Raw genomic sequence first — 12,489 nt, forward strand, 5'->3', positions numbered from 1 at the left:
GCGGCGGCACCGTGGCATCAAGCCCGGCCGAGCCTCTCAGCCAGGCTCGCTAGTGTTTATCGACCGCACATCGAGAGGCACCCCACTGATGGCCCAGAAAACCAAGGCACTCCTGCAGCTGTCCAAGGTGAGTCGCAGCTACGACAACCGGATGGCGCTGCATCCGATCAGCCTGTCACTGGCGGCGGGCGAGTGCGTGGCGCTGCTCGGGCACAACGGCTCGGGCAAGTCGACGCTGCTGCGGGTGGCCGCGGGGCGGGAGCGGCCGACGGCGGGGACGGTGCGGTTCGACGGGCTGCCGATGGACGAGAACGATCCGCGGATCCGGGCCCGGGTGGCGGTGGTCGGCGACACGGTGGCGCACTATCCGGATCTCACGGTCCGCGAGCACCTGCTGCTGGTCGCCGTCGCGCACGGGGTCGCCGACTCGCAGGAGTGGGTGGCCCAGGTCCTTGCCGACCGGCTGCTCACCGAGCGGGCCGACGTGCTGCCGTCGGCGCTCTCCTCGGGCCAGTTGCAGGCGCTGCTGCTGGCCTGCGCGCTGGTGCGGCCGCGTGACCTGCTGCTGCTGGACGAGCCGGAGCAGCGCCTCGACCCGGAGGCCAGGCGGCAGCTGGCCGAGTTGCTGCGCGGCGAGTTGGCGGACGGCGTGGCGGTGCTGCTGGTCACCCACCACACCGACCTTGCGCGTGAAGTGGCCGACCGGGTAGTGGTGTTGGAGGACGGCCGGGTGCTGGCCGAGGGTCCGGCCGACCAGGTGCTGACCCGGGTGGGTCTGCGGTGACCGCCTCGCAGACCGAAGCGCCCGCGCCCTGGACGGAAGCGGACGACTGGACCCCGGAGGCGCTGGCGCTGCTGCGCCGGCTGCGCGCCCCGCACCGGGTGGGCCGGGCCAAGCAGGTGGGGTTCGCGCTCTACTGCGTGCTGCTGGGGCTGGTGATCTGGGGTGGCATGCCGAGCCTCGGGCTGTTCCTGCAGCAGCGGATGGGCGCCGACTACACCGGGCACGGCGGCCAGTTGCTCGCGGCGCTGCCCACCGGGGTGACGGCGGTCGCGCTCGGCACGTTCCTCGTCGTGCTGCGGGACGCGATGTGGCGCGGGCCCGTGGTGCCGCCGCGGGCCGCGATGGACTGGCTGCTGGCGCATCCGGTGCGGCCCCGGCCGGTGCTGCGGCCGTGGTTCTGGCTGTCCTGCGCGCTGGCCGCCTTTCCCGGGCTGGTCGCGGCCTGCGGGGCGATGGTGGCGCTGGGGTTGATGGACCGGGTGGGGCTGGCGGCGGCGTTCGGCTGGTGCCTGGTCGGCGGGCTCGGTGTGCCGCTGCTGGCCACCAGTGCGGCGGTCTGGGTGGAGCGCAGCGACCGGGCCGCGCACTGGGTGCGCCGGCTGACGCCGGCCGCGGTGCTGGCGGTGCTGGGGCTGGCGGTGCAGTGCGGGTTCGCGGTGGCGGGGCACCGGGTGGGGTGGCTGGAACGCGGTGAGTTGTGGTCGGGGCCGTGGGGTGGGCCGGGATCGCGGCGCTCGGGCCGACCCATGCGTCCGTGCCCGGTGCCTGGGTGGCGGCGGCGCTGCTGGTCGGCGGCACCGGGGCGGCGCTGGTGCTGGCGGACCGGACGGCGGCGGCCATCCCGCTGTACCGACTGCGGGAGCGCGCCCGGACCGCCGCCGGCGTGCTGGCCGCGCTGCGCAAGGTCGAGCTGCGGGCCGCCCGGCTGGCCGTCAGCGGTGCCGGCGGGACGCGGCCGTGGCACCGGCTGCGGCTGCCGGTGCCGCGGCAGAAGTGGCTGATCGTGCCGTGGCGGGACGCGACGGCACTGCTGCGGGCGCCGTCCCGGCTGGGGCGCGCGGTGCTGCTGACCGCGCCCGCGCTGCTCTGCGCGGTGCCGGCGCACAGCACTCGCGGGCTGCCGTCCTGGGTGGCGTCGGGGGCGGCGCTGCTCTTCGGGTACCTGGCGGTGGCGCAGTTGCTGGAGCCGGCCCGGGTGGACACCGACGATCTGCGGCGGTCCTCCTGGTCGCCGTACCGGATCACCGGGTTGATGCTGCGGCACGCGATCGTGCCGGTCGCGCTGGGCGGGTTGCTCGCCGTGGTGGCGGCGCTGGTGGTGACCCTGGCCGGCGGCGGTCCGGCGGTCTGGCTGGCACCGGTACTGGTGCCGGCGCTGGTGGCGGCCGGTCTGGTGAACGCCTGCCGGGGCGTGATGCGGCGCGATCTGATCGTGTCTCCGGCGGGGGGTGCGGGCGGTGGCACCGGGCCGCTGGTGTTCGCCGCCTGGTACGCGGCGGGGCCGGCGCTGGCGGTGCTGGTGCTGTCGGCGCCGCTGTCGGACGCGCTGCGGGCCGACACCACCACGGCCTGCGTGCCGGTGGGCGCGCTGGGGCTGGCGCTGGCGGCGGTGCTGGGCTACTGGGCCTGGGAGCGGGCGGGGAAGCTGACGGCGCGGTAGGTGCATTGTCGTATCGGATGCACGCGCGTATCTTCTGGGCGCCGGTCTTCGTCCGCCTAGGAGAACTCCGCCATGAGCGCGGCAAGGCGTTCCTCAGCATGCGCATCCCGATCGGCACGGTCGCCCAGGACGCCTGCGCGTTCTACCGGGGCCACGGCCTCTGCACGGGCTTCCGCCGTGTGGGGACCGAGGGTGTGAGGGCAAGCGGATGGGGCAGCGCTCGGCTTGCACAGGGCGGTGATCCTGGCCGACCACGGGCTACTCGCGGTGGTCAGACCGTCACCGAGGCTGTCGGCGGTCCGGTGGTTCGTGACCGTGACTCCTCCCCGCGTGGACGCGGGGGCTTCTCGCTAACCCTTCCGGGCGTCGCGACGGACCAGCCCGGCCCGTAGAACGTTGACGGCTCCCACCGTGTCAGCGTGCGCCTGGTGGCCACAGCTGACGCAGTGGAAGGTGTCCTGTGTCGGCCGGTTCTCCGCTGCGACGTGCCCGCAGGGCGGGCAGGTGCGGGAGGTGTTGCGGGGTCCACGGCGATCACTTCCCGTCCGGCGCTTTCAGCCTTGGCGTGCAGGATCGTCAGGAACACCCCCCATCCGGCGTCCGAGATCGATCGGTTGAGTCCGGCCTTCGCACCAGCCCCGTTGGGCAGGAAGCCGCCTGGCCGGTCGGGGTCGGGCTTCGGCGCGGGGGCCTTGACCATGTTGCGGATCTTGAGCTCTTCGTGCGCGATCAGGTCATGCTCACGGACCAGGCCTAAGGCGGTCTTGTGGGCGTGATCGAGGCGCTGGCGTCGGACCTTGCGGTGCAGGTCCGCTACCTTGCGCACGGCCTTGCGGCGGCGGTTGCTGCGCCGCTTGCACCGGGCAAGGGCCTGCTGCGCGGCTTGGAGCTCCGCAGCAGCCTCCCGGCCATGGCGCGGGTTGGGGACGAACCCGCCATCGGAGTCGGCGAGGAAGTTCGCTATGCCCATATCGATGCCGACCACAGATCCCGTCGCCGGCAGCGGCTCCGGCTCGCCCTGCTCAGCGGTCAGCACCACGTACCAGCGCCTGCCTTCGCGCTTCACCGATAGGGTCTTGACCTTTCCGACCACGGGGCGGTGCCGGTTGACCTTGACATGGCCGACGCCCTGGAAACGGACGTGGGTCACCGGGTCGTGCGGGGTGGAGTCCCAGCGGCAACCATCGCCGTCCTTGGGGAATTCCACGGTGTCGAACCAGTTGACGCCCCGGAACCGGGGATATCCGGGCTTCTCCCCAGACTTGACCCGGGAGAAGAACGCGACGAACGCCTTGTCCAGCCGCCGCAGGGTCGATTGCTGCGAGCTGAACGACCAGCGGCCCTGACGTTGCGGGTCGAACGCCCGGATCTCCTTGAGCTGTGCGGACTGGTCGCCGTACCGGACTGTCGTCTTGGAGACATGCCGGTAGGCCTCCCGGCGTTCCTGTAACGCCCCGTTGTAGAGCGAGCAGTGATCCCGCAGCATCTCGGTAAGCGCCTGCTGCTGGCCCACGGTGGGCCGCATGAGGAACTTGTACGCACGGATCATCCCGGCCCACCTCCTTTCCAATTCTGACGCTTGGTAATACTACGCATGCCATGTGTCACCACACTGACGCCCGACGCCGATACCCACGCCGGACGACACGTCGCCTACGACCTGCACACGCAACGCCATGCCCAAGGGCGCCACCAAGCGCCGCCCGCCCACCCGGGCGGCGCTGGTGAACGCGGACGGGCATGTATCGCTGCACACGCCTTACGCTGCCCCCATGACGATCAAGGCGGTCGTGCTCGACATCGGCGAGACCCTCACCAGCGACACTCGCTACTGGCGTGACTGGGCCACCTGGCTCGGCGTCCCCGCGCACACCATGTCCGCAGTCGTCGGCGCCGTCCTCGCCCAAGACCTGGACAACGCTGAGGCAATCCGCCTGATCCGCCCCGGCTGCGATGTACTTGCGGAGTGGGAGCTGCGGCGGGCCGCTGGCCACGACGAGTACCTCGACGAAACCGACCTGTACCCAGATGCTCGCGCTGCCCTCCAGCGACTCAAGGACACCGGGATCTGGGTAGGGGTGGCTGGCAACCAGAACGTGCGCGCAGGTGAGTGCCTCCGGCGGCTGCTGCTGCCCATCGACGGGATCGCCACCTCCGCCGAGTGGGGTGTCGCCAAGCCGTCGCCGGACTTCTTCCAGCGCCTCATCGACTGGGTCCCGGCTCAGCCACATGAGACCGTCTATGTGGGCGACCACCCGGCCAACGACATCACGCCAGCCCGGGGCGCCGGGCTCCGCACCGCGCACATCCGCCGCGGCCCGATCGGCCTCCTGCGGTCCGCGCCTGACGCCGAGTGGACAGTCAACTCGCTTGGAGAGCTGGCGGACCTGCTGACTCAGTCAGTATGAAGAAGCACACCATGGTGGGACGCTGAAGCACTTCCGGCCCCGGGCCAGTTGGACCTGGGTGCCGTTCCGAGTAGTCGCCGCTGCTACTGGAGGAGTTGTTCCGCGCCCTGGCCCCGGCAACCGGTGACCACCGTCGGCGCGTCGCCCATCTCCTGACGCTCGCACTCCGCGCTGCGGACGCTGTTGCATACAAGTTCGGCTACACCGACCTGTCGGCTAGGCTCATCGGGCTGATGCACTGGGCAGCCGAATTCACTGAGGACCCGGCGCTGCTCGCTGCCGCAGCCTATGTGCGAACCGAGATCTACTTCGCCTCGAACCGACTGGACCAGGGCCTGCGGTCGATTGAGACTGCCCTCGACGCAATGCCGCGCCTCGACACGGTCACCAAGGTGGCGTCGGCTGCGGCTCTACACATGAGGGCAGCCGTGGTCGCAGGCCGAATGCGCAGCGCCGACCAGGCCCGCGACCACATCTCGCTCGCCGAACCCCTAGCCCGGCAGCTGCCGGAGCGGCTGTACGACGGAACCGCAGTCGGCCCGGACTCACTGAGGATTCACCAACTGGCGGTCGCCGTCGAACTCGCAGACCCAGCTGATCTCCACCGCGCGGTCGCCGAAGCCGACCACTGGGCACCTCCGCGAGCCCTGACGGCCGAGCGCCGCTCGCACTACTACATCGATCTCGGGCGCGCCCAGATGCAGTTGGGACAGCGCCAGCAGACTCTTGAGTCATTGCAGATCGCACGGCGCATCGCGCCCCAGCACGTGCGGGAGCACAGCCAGGTGCGGGCTCAACTGGCGACACTGCTGCGGCTTTCCCGAGGCCGGAACGAGGAGTTGCGAGCTTTTTGCCGGTGGACTCGCGCGGTCTGAACGAGTGTCACAGATTGTGTCACTTCGGCCCTTTCGGGCGGCCGATCATCCCCATATGACTACGACACCCGCTCCACTTGAGATCACCGACGACAAGCTCGCCTGTCCGCTGGACCAGGACGCCGCCCGCTCCGAGCTGCGCTCCCTCGGGCGCTCGCTGGACCGTCAGGTCACCTCCCGCACCGGCGCTACCGAACGCGAGCTGGACGCCACGCTCCTCCTGATGAAGCAGATTCACCTCGGGATCGTTATCAGCCTCACCACCTAGCCGGCGGTCTGAATGCCCCGCCGTCGGTGGGCGGGACCACCGCCGTAGACCCCCGCGCGGTCGAGCTTGGGGAAGAGGCCACGTGGGCGGCCCGCCCCGGTCGTCGCACTGTGCACGGCGTCCGACCAGGGCGGGCCACCACCCCACGAGGGGGAGATCCACCTGTACAGGAGCACTCATGTCTCTCGTTCCCTTGCTGAACTATGCCGTTGACGGGCCGTCCGATCCCGACGGCGAGGACACCCTCACCGCCGTCGTCGTCCGCGCCACCGTGGGCACGGCCCACCGCTGCCTCCGCGACCACCTCACCGCCCACGGTCTGGACCCCGACGACGCCTGCCTGGTCCTGTCCGAACTGCTCGGCAATGCCCTGCTGAACGGCGGCGAGACCGCCGCCGTAGCCTGGCGACTGTCCGGCGACCGCCTCCGCATCGGCGTCGCCGACACTGCCGCCCTCAGCCTCCCGGTCATCCAGAACGCCTGTACCCGTGAGGGCGGCCGCGGCCTGCTCCTCGTCGAGCAACTCGCCCATTCCTGGGGTGTACGACCACTCGGCACACTTGGCAAAGAAGTCTGGTGCAACCTGGAGGTCAAAGCAGCCTGACCGCGCGGCCTCCAAGGCTCTCGGCATACGGAGTTCGCGCCCCCTGGACGGCCCTACCGGCCCGGCCTTACCCATGGTTCGCCCCGGTCCCGGCCCCACCTAAACTGGACCGACAGAAATCCGGCCAACTACGGGGCCACGAACCGCGCGGGCGACAGGCGCGACAGCACAACTGGCACCAGGGCAACCCCACCCGCCGCCCAACGGACAGGCCTCCATTGGAACGGTGCGTCCTGCCGCCATTGCTGGGGCGTTCACCATGAGGAGGGACGGATGATGCGACCCAGGATCGCCGTGTTCGGCGCCGGGAGTGTGGGCTGCTACCTGGGCGGCCATCTCGCGGCGCACGCCGACGTCACGCTGATCGGCCGGCCGGCCGTGCTGGAGACGCTGGCCGACGGGCTCACCCTCTCCGGCGGCGACCGGCCGGCCCGGGTGGTGCCGCCCGGGGCGTTCGCGGTGGCGACCGATGCGGCGGCGGCCGCCGGGGCGGACTACGTGCTGGTCGCGGTGAAGAGCGCCGCCACTGCGGCGGCCGCCGAGGAGTTGGCGCAGGTGCTGGGCGAGCGGCCCGCCGTGGTGGTCAGCTTCCAGAACGGCCTGCACAACCCGGCGGTGCTGCGGGCGGCGCTGCCGCGGCAGACGGTGCTGGCGGGCATGGTGCCGTACAACGTGCTGCAGACCGTGCCGGGCACCTTCCACCGGGGCACGGCGGGGGCGCTGATGGTGCAGGACGAGCCGACGGCGGCCGCCCTGGTGGCCGCGCTGACGGCGTCGGGACTGGCGGCCCGGACGGCGGTGGACATCGAGGCCGTTCAGCGGGCCAAGCTGCTGGTCAACCTCAACAACGCGATCAACGCGCTGTCCGGCCTGCCGCTGCGGGAGCAGCTCGGCCAGCGGGCGTTCCGGCGCTGCCTGGCGCTCTGCCAGCTGGAGGGGCTGGCGGCGTTCCGGGCGGCGGGGCTGCCGGTGGCGCGGCTGGGGCCGTTCCCGGCGCCGGTCACGGCCCGGGTGCTGGGGCTGCCGGACCGGGTGTTCCAGCGGCTGGCGGCGGCGAGTCTGCGGGTGGACGCCCAGGCCCGGTCCTCGATGTGGGAGGACCTGCGGCGGGGGCGGCCGACCGAGATCGGCAGCCTGCAGGGCGAGATCGTGGATCTGGCCGCCGAGCACGGCCTGACCGCCCCGGCCAACGCCCGGCTGCTGGAGCTGGTCCGGGCCGCGGAGCGCGCCGAGCCGGGCCACGCGCGCCAGTGGTCCGGGGCGCAGTTGCTCGCCGAGGTCCGCACGGTACGCTGACCCGGACAAGATCGACCGGGGGGAGCGGGCGGGCATGGGCAGCACGATGGCCGAGCAGTGGTTCCGGTGCCTCACGCCGCCGACGGCTACGCCCCGACTGCGGCTGCTCCTGTTCCCGCACGCGGGCGGCGCGGCCGGCTACTTCCGCGCGTGGGGCCAGGCCGTCCCGGCCGGCGTGGAGGTGCTGGCGGTGCGCTACCCGGGCCGGGAGGACCGGTTCCGGGAGCCGCTGATCGGCTCGGTCGCCGGGCTGGCCGACCCGATCGCCGAGGCCTGCGCCTCGCTCACCGATGCGCCGCTGGCGTTCTTCGGCCACAGCATGGGCGCCATGGTGGCCTATGAGACGGCGCGCCGACTGGCCGGCCACTCGACGCTGCGCGCCGTGTTCCTCTCCAGCCGCCCCGCTCCCGGCCATGAGACCAAGCGCGGCCTGGCGAACGCCACCGATGCCGAGCTGGTCGCCGATCTCACCGAACTGGGCGGCACCGACGCCGAGTTCCTCAAATACCCGGAGCTGCTGGAGCTGATCCTGCCGGTGCTGCGGAACGACTACTCGGTGGTGGACGGCTACCGTCCGGAACCGGGCGCCGCACCCCTGGAGCTGCCGGTGACCGGCTACTTGGGCGACTCCGAGCGGTATGTGGACGAGGCGGGAGTGGCTGCCTGGGCCGAGCGGACCAACGGCCCGTTCGCGCTGCGCTCGTTCACCGGTGGGCACTTCTATCTCGCCGACCACACGCAGGAGTTGCTCGGCGACATGCTCGGCCGACTGGGAATTCGGTAACGGTCGGCACCGCCACCGGCGAGCATCACGACCGATCGGTCGGTCGGGGCACGAATTTGGCGTTCGCACCGTTGACCGCAACTTGCCAACTCTGCTTTGCTTCACGGCAGCGAACGGCGCATCAACTGCCCGACGGTTGCGGACCGTTGCCGTGACCCGCAAGTTTAGCTCCCCCCACTCGCGCGGCGTGAACCCCAATCAGCCGCGCTCCTAGGCTCAGTGCCATCCAGCACGCCAGGCCGGACCCATGCGTATCGCGGGCCGGCTCCTCAAGTGCGCCTCTCGCAGTCGACCCCACAGAGCCGACCGTCCGTGCCCACCAGGCACGTTGACGGTCTGCAGGAGAGAGGATTCCCCCCACAGATGGGTACTCCCCAGATCCGCGGTGCCGCCAGAGCGGCCCTGACCGGCGTAGCGGCACTGTCGCTGATCACCGGTGTCGCCATGACCGCGGCCGCGTCTCCGGCCGGCACCTCGTCGGCCGCCAGCCAATCGGTCGCGAACCCCTACAACCCGTCGAACAACCACTCGTACCGGCACGGGGTCATCCCGACCATCCAGCAGAACGCCAAGATGAAGTCGTGGGACGCCAGCCACCCGACGCCGAACGTGGCCACCGGGCCGGAGACACTGTCCTACGGCGGCGCCATCGACGGCGTCGGCGTGAACAGCGGCCACGCCAAGGTCTACCTGGTGTTCTACGGTAGTCAGTGGGGCTCGCAGAGCACCGACAGCAACGGGAACGCCAAGTTCTCCGGCGACCCGGACGGCGCGGCCGGCGCGGCCCAGCAGATGTTCAAGGGCATCGGCACCAACAACGAGCTCTGGTCGGCCGACCTGACCCAGTGGTGCGACGGCCCCAACGTGGCTTCCGGGGCGACCAGTTGCCCGTCGAACGCCAACTTCATCCCGTACCAGAGCGGCGGCGTGCTGTCCGGCGTCTGGGAGGACACCTCGGTCGCCTCGCCGAGCACCGCGAGCGGCAACCAGCTGGGCCAGGAGGCCGTCAACGCGGCGGCCCACTTCGGCAACACGGCGTCGGGCTCCAACCGCAACGCGTACTACGTGATCATGTCGCCGACCGGGACCAACCCGGACAGCTACCAGAACCAGTACTGCGCCTGGCACGACTACACCGGTGACTCCACGCTCAGCGGCGGCGCGGTCAACTCGCCCTACGGCGACCTCGCGTTCAGCAACCAGCCCTACAACATGGACTCGGGCGCGGGCTGCGGCGTCGGCTTTGTCAACTCCCCCGGAACCCTTGATGGTTGGACCATCACCCTGGGCCACGAGTGGCACGAGATGATGTCCGACATGAACCCGGCCGGCGGCTGGACCAACCACGTCTCGGGCAGCTCGTTCAACGGCCAGGAGAACTCCGACGAGTGCGCCTGGCTCTCCCCCGGCACCACGGGCGGCGCGGCCAACATCTCGTTCGGCTCGTTCGGCACCTACCCCGAGCAGGCCAGCTGGTCCAACGACACCAACTCCTGCGCGATCTCGCACCCGATCGTCAACGGTGGCGGCGGTGGCAACACCGTCACGGTGACCAACCCGGGCAGCCAGAGCAGCACCGTGGGCACCGCGGTCAACCTGCAGATCAGGGCGAGCGACTCGGGCTCGGGCCAGACCCTGACCTACTCGGCCACCGGCCTGCCGGCCGGCCTGTCGATCAGCTCCTCGGGGGACATCACCGGCACCCCGACCACCGCGGGCACCTCGTCGGTCACCGTGACCGCCAAGGACGGCACCGGCGCCTCCGGCAACGCGTCGTTCAGCTGGACCGTCTCCGGCTCCGGCGGCGGTGGCGGCGCCATCACCAACGGCGGCTTCGAGACCGGCAACCTGACCGGCTGGACCTCCAGCGGCAGCACCAGCGCGTCCGGCTCGGCCGCCCACAGCGGCAGCTACGGCGCGATGGTCGGCTCGGCCAACCCGAGCAACACCTCCTCCATCGCGCAGACCTTCACCGCGCCGAGCGGCTCCAGCAAGCTGTCCTTCTGGTACAGCAACACCTGCCCGGACACCGTGACCTACGACTGGGCCACCGCCACCCTGAAGGACAACACCACCGGCACCACCACCACGGTGCTCGCCAAGACCTGCGCCGCCAGCTCGGCCTGGGTCAACAAGACGGCCAGCGTCACCGCCGGCCACAGCTACACCCTCACCCTGACCAACAAGGACGACAACTACCCGGGTGACCCGACCTACACCTACTACGACGACGTGACCGTCTCCTGACGATCAGTCAGCTCACCCCGGAGGGCCGTGGCGACTCGCCACGGCCCTCCGGCCCGTCCGGCGCCAGGTCCACCCCCAGCTCTGGATACACTCCGTGAGGTGACGATCACTCGGAGCACTGTTCTCGCCCTCGCATGCTGGCTCGCGCTCACCCCGGCAGCCATGGCGGCGCCGGCTGCGGATGACCCGGTCTTCCCCGGGCTCGGCAGCACCGCCTACGACGCGCTCGACTACCACCTGGCGTTCGACTACCAGGAGGCCGACCGGACGGTGGCGGCCACCGCCGTGATCACCGCGCGCAGCCGCCGACGCCTCGACAGCCTCGACCTGGACGCCCTCGGCCTCGCCGTGCACGGCGTCACCCTGGACGGACGGCCCGCTCAATTCAGTGCGCACGACGAGAAGTTGACCGTCACCCCGGCCCGCGCCGTCCGCGCCGGCGACCAGTTCACCGTGCGGGTCGACTACACGGCCGATCCACGCGCCAAGCTGCCGCACACCGGCTGGGTGCCGACCGCCGACGGATTCGCGCTGGCCGGCCAGCCCATCGGCGCGCACACCGTCTTCCCGTGCAACGACCGACCGGACGACAAGGCCTCGTACAGCGTCTCGGTCACCACTCGGGACGGACTGCTCGGGGTGGCCGGCGGGCTGCCGACCGGGAGCAGCGAGCACGACGGGCGCACCACCCGCAACTACCGCTACCGCGAGCCGATGGCCACCGAGCTGCTCCAAGTCGCGGTCGGCGACTACGTGCTGAATGTGCACCGCGGGCCGGACGGACTGCCGCTGCGCGATGTGGTGCCGGCCGCCCGGCTGGCGGCACTGAAGCCGTCACTCGATCTGATTCCCGACCAGATCGCTTGGGCAGAACGGCAGTTGGGTCCGTTCCCGTTCGAAACCTACGGACTGCTGCCGGTGAACACCGACGCGCCCGACGCCTTCGGCTTCACCGGTCTGGAGACCCAGACCCTGACGCTCTACAAGCCCGGCTTCCTGACCCAGGCCGAACCGCTGATCGGCTCCCACATGATGCACGAACTGGTGCACTCCTGGTTCGGCGACAGCGTGACGCCGCGCAACTGGGCCGACCTGTGGCTGAACGAAGGGCACGCCGACTACTACGGCATGCGCTACCGCTACGAGCGCGGCTGGTCGGATTCGCCCGGCGTGACCTCGATGGAGGACCGGATGCGGGCCACCTACGCCGATGGTGACCAGTGGCGCCACGACTGGGGCCCGGTGGCGGAACCGGCCGCCGCCAGCCTGTTCGCGGAGCAGCGCTACCTCGGCGGGGCGCTGGTGCTCTACGCCCTGCACGAGAAGGTCGGGGACGAGGCCTTCCGACGGATCGAGCGGGCGTTCCTGGCGCGCTACCGGTACGGGGTGGCCGGCACGCAGGACTACATCGCCATCGCCTCCGCCGTGGCCGGCCAGGACTTGTCGGGCTTCCTCACCGACTGGCTCCACGGCACCCGGACGCCACCGATGCCGGGTCACCCGGACTGGCGGGTGCAGCCGGTACGGCCGGTGCAGCCGACACGGCCGGTTAGCTGATCAAGC

General features: G+C 71.1%; 11 protein-coding genes and 1 pseudogene. 11 read left to right on the top strand and 1 reads right to left on the bottom strand.

Going from position 1 to position 12,489, the window contains the following annotated elements; translation table 11 throughout:
- The first annotated feature begins 88 nt into the window (after positions 1-88).
- Genes E6W39_RS09970 through E6W39_RS41190 form a run of 3 tightly spaced genes read left to right on the top strand, consistent with a single transcriptional unit; the run spans position 89 to position 2,444 of the window.
- On the top strand, positions 89-784 hold the full coding sequence (locus E6W39_RS09970) for an ABC transporter ATP-binding protein (RefSeq protein WP_141637645.1): 696 nt from the start codon (positions 89-91) through the stop codon (positions 782-784).
- Positions 781-1,785 (top strand): hypothetical protein, encoded by a 1,005-nt coding sequence (locus E6W39_RS41185; protein ID WP_228718052.1) that lies wholly within the window; start codon positions 781-783, stop codon positions 1,783-1,785. The genes E6W39_RS09970 and E6W39_RS41185 overlap by 4 nt, the downstream gene beginning before the upstream one ends.
- Positions 1,668-2,444 (top strand): hypothetical protein, encoded by a 777-nt coding sequence (locus E6W39_RS41190; RefSeq protein WP_228718053.1) that lies wholly within the window; start codon positions 1,668-1,670, stop codon positions 2,442-2,444. Before E6W39_RS41185 ends, E6W39_RS41190 begins: the two co-directional genes overlap by 118 nt.
- Before the next feature lie 350 nt (positions 2,445-2,794).
- Here the strand turns inward: E6W39_RS41190 and E6W39_RS09980 are convergent.
- Positions 2,795-3,993, bottom strand: a pseudogene (locus E6W39_RS09980) (RNA-guided endonuclease InsQ/TnpB family protein).
- A 229-nt stretch (positions 3,994-4,222) separates the two neighbouring features.
- On the opposite strand from E6W39_RS09980, the gene E6W39_RS09985 reads away from it, so the two are divergent.
- The 8 genes from E6W39_RS09985 (at position 4,223) to E6W39_RS10020 (ending at position 12,483) form a co-directional block, all read left to right on the top strand.
- The gene (locus tag E6W39_RS09985; RefSeq protein ID WP_141637646.1) at positions 4,223-4,852 is read left to right on the top strand and encodes an HAD family hydrolase; all 630 of its coding nucleotides are present in this window, start codon (positions 4,223-4,225) and stop codon (positions 4,850-4,852) included.
- A 95-nt stretch (positions 4,853-4,947) separates the two neighbouring features.
- Positions 4,948-5,727, top strand: coding sequence for a transcriptional regulator (locus tag E6W39_RS09990; RefSeq protein ID WP_141633232.1), 780 nt, complete (start codon positions 4,948-4,950; stop codon positions 5,725-5,727).
- Between the two features lie 55 nt (positions 5,728-5,782).
- On the top strand, positions 5,783-5,995 hold the full coding sequence (locus E6W39_RS09995) for a hypothetical protein (protein ID WP_141633233.1): 213 nt from the start codon (positions 5,783-5,785) through the stop codon (positions 5,993-5,995).
- A gap of 178 nt (positions 5,996-6,173) precedes the next feature.
- The gene (locus E6W39_RS10000) at positions 6,174-6,599 is read left to right on the top strand and encodes an ATP-binding protein (protein WP_141633234.1); all 426 of its coding nucleotides are present in this window, start codon (positions 6,174-6,176) and stop codon (positions 6,597-6,599) included.
- 273 nt (positions 6,600-6,872) lie between these two features.
- Complete coding sequence (locus E6W39_RS10005) at positions 6,873-7,895, top strand: 2-dehydropantoate 2-reductase (RefSeq protein WP_181799180.1); 1,023 nt, start codon at positions 6,873-6,875, stop codon at positions 7,893-7,895.
- A 34-nt stretch (positions 7,896-7,929) separates the two neighbouring features.
- Positions 7,930-8,679, top strand: a complete 750-nt coding sequence (locus E6W39_RS10010) for a thioesterase II family protein (RefSeq protein WP_141633235.1) — start codon at positions 7,930-7,932, stop codon at positions 8,677-8,679.
- 363 nt (positions 8,680-9,042) lie between these two features.
- Positions 9,043-10,926, top strand: a complete 1,884-nt coding sequence (locus tag E6W39_RS39185; protein WP_181799181.1) for an Ig domain-containing protein — start codon at positions 9,043-9,045, stop codon at positions 10,924-10,926.
- A gap of 99 nt (positions 10,927-11,025) precedes the next feature.
- Entirely contained in the window at positions 11,026-12,483 is a 1,458-nt protein-coding gene (locus E6W39_RS10020; protein ID WP_228718054.1) for a M1 family metallopeptidase, read from the top strand.
- The last annotated feature ends 6 nt before the right edge of the window (positions 12,484-12,489 follow it).

The organism is Kitasatospora acidiphila, from assembly GCF_006636205.1.
Classification (GTDB): Bacteria; Actinomycetota; Actinomycetes; order Streptomycetales; family Streptomycetaceae; genus Kitasatospora; species Kitasatospora acidiphila.